Genomic DNA, 2107 nt, shown 5'->3' on the forward strand with positions numbered 1-2107 from the left:
GAACGCTTCTCGCCTTTAAGCTTGAGCGCCCCGTTGTCCAGCAGGACTTCTATGTCGCTCTCGTCCAGGCCGGGTATTTCCGCCGTGACGCGGACTTCCTTGTCCGTGTCGGAAATTTCGACGCTGGGCCAAGTGGCGGCAAAAGAGGGACTGAAGGCCGGCAGTCTGGCGCCGAAGCTGCGGAAGGCGTCATCGAACAGCCGGTTTACCTCCCGGTGGAGGGAGACGAAGGGGTCTCGATCTCCATCAGGGAAGAGACTGGGCGCCGAGTTTCCGTTGCCCCGGCCCCATGGGATCAAATCACGTACGCTCATTGTCTTTCTCCTTTCGTAGGTCTGTGAGCCGGGCCGGACGCCCGGCTCAAGCGATGCCTTCATCGTGAATTGCTCAGGCCGCCAGCTTCTCGGTCTCGACCTTGCGGGCTTCGATCTTCGGAATGGGAGCCCCGCTGGAGATCTCGACCTTGCGCGGTTTCATCTCCTCGGGAACCTCGCGCTTGAGATCGATGCTCAGCAGCCCGTTCTCAAGGCTGGCGCCAGCAACTTTGACATGATCGGCCAGTTCGAACCGACGCTCGAAAGCGCGCCCGTTGATGCCGCGGTAGAGATACTGGCCGTTCTCATCGCCGGATTGCGACCCGCTCACGACCAGCATGTTGGGCTGGTGAGTGATGGTCAGCTGGTCCTGCGAGAAACCGGCGACCGCCATCGTGATGCGATAGTCATCATCATCAACCTTGGCGATATCGTAGGGCGGCCAGTTGTCGAACGAGGCCACACGGCTCGCATTTTCAAGCATGTCGACCATGCGGTCGAAGCCGATGCTGGACCGGTACAGGGGGGTAAAATCGAGGTTCATAACCACATCCTCCTTTGAGCAACATGGATCATAGGAGGCGCCAAGAGCCTTGCCGCCTCCTGGTCTTGCCGGCCCCATCAGGCGACCGGCGACCATCAATTTAGAATCGCGACTTGCACCTTCAAGAGGTATTAGGAAAATTTTCAGCGGCAATCCGGGCGAAACGCACCCATGCCACCCCCCGCCGGCGGGGTCACTCGCCGACGGGTCAATGGTTCACGAACAATCAGGTCGCGCTTAAATCCGATCGATGAATGGCACGAACCCGGCCACCATCGCGCTGTCACTGCCATCAGGACCGGCAAGCTCGTCCGATTGATCCAATTGTTGCAATGCATCCATGATCGCATCGAAGCTGACTGGTTCACCCGCCCCCGGCAGCATGCGAAGCGCTGGCACGGATTCTACCGCGCAGGCATCCGACGCCCATGACGAAAGGATGGCGCGCTTCTCCTGACCGTCCAGGGCAACGTCGGCCAAGACGTCGTGGGGATGTTTGAAATGCCGTGCCGGATGCAGCAATCGGTCCAGAAAAACATCGGGGGCCACGGGTTCAATCGAGGCAAAATGGGTCGAAATGGCTGCTTCCATTGATGGTCCTCCGCTTCAGACAATCTCCTGCGTGTTTGAGTTTGGCGGCTCTCGCGATTCCCGCCAGACGAAATTTTGGGACGTCTCAAGCAAGTTTCAATGGCTTGGCACGGGTCACATTTCCCGTGGTCAACGCCTTAGAACCATTTTATCCAGCCGGTGAAACAATCGGCGAGAATCTCAGTTCTGACGTCGGGCGAAAATCAAGGACCCGAATCCGGCAGGAGAACCAGTCATGTCTTACCTCTCTAGGAACTTGTGCATTGGCTTGATCACAGGAGCCCTGATGCTCTCGACTGGCGGCCTTGCTCCGGCCACCGCACAGGAAATTCCGAACGACTTCAGCGCAATCGTGCGTCAGAAGCTGCCCGCGGTTGTCGCCATCACGACCAGGCAGATCATCCAGGATCAAACGACGCTCAACGACTTTCTCAATCCCTTCGACGGAGGAGGGCGTATCCAGCCCCAGGTGCGGGAAGCACTCGGCTCCGGCTTTGTGATCAGTCCCGAAGGCTACATCGTCACCAATAACCATGTCGTCGCCGACGCAACTGAGATTCACGTCGTGTTCTCCGACAAGGAGACGGCGCCCGCCCGGGTGGTGGGCCGCGATCCGGCAACCGACATCGCGGTATTGAAAGTCGAGCCTCGGCCCAAC

At 58.9% G+C, this 2107-nt stretch carries 4 protein-coding genes; 1 reads left to right on the forward strand and 3 read right to left on the reverse strand.

The window, feature by feature from the left end:
• The 3 genes from EN925_RS33115 to EN925_RS33125 form a co-directional block, all read right to left on the reverse strand.
• A partial coding sequence (locus tag EN925_RS33115; RefSeq protein ID WP_164894560.1) for an Hsp20/alpha crystallin family protein occupies nt 1–314 on the reverse strand: 314 nt, incomplete at its 3' end.
• A gap of 73 nt (nt 315–387) precedes the next feature.
• Nucleotides 388–858, reverse strand: coding sequence for an Hsp20 family protein (locus EN925_RS33120; protein WP_127367036.1), 471 nt, complete (start codon nt 856–858; stop codon nt 388–390).
• Nucleotides 859–1095: 237 nt separating this feature from the next.
• Nucleotides 1096–1449 (reverse strand): hypothetical protein, encoded by a 354-nt coding sequence (locus EN925_RS33125; RefSeq protein WP_127367034.1) that lies wholly within the window; start codon nt 1447–1449, stop codon nt 1096–1098.
• A 235-nt stretch (nt 1450–1684) separates the two neighbouring features.
• On the opposite strand from EN925_RS33125, the gene EN925_RS33130 reads away from it, so the two are divergent.
• Nucleotides 1685–2107 (forward strand): trypsin-like peptidase domain-containing protein (locus tag EN925_RS33130; protein WP_206633062.1); only part of this gene is annotated, 423 nt, incomplete at its 3' end.

Source organism: Mesorhizobium sp. M7A.F.Ca.US.006.04.2.1 (assembly GCF_004022915.1).
GTDB lineage: Bacteria > Pseudomonadota > Alphaproteobacteria > Rhizobiales > Rhizobiaceae > Mesorhizobium > Mesorhizobium ciceri.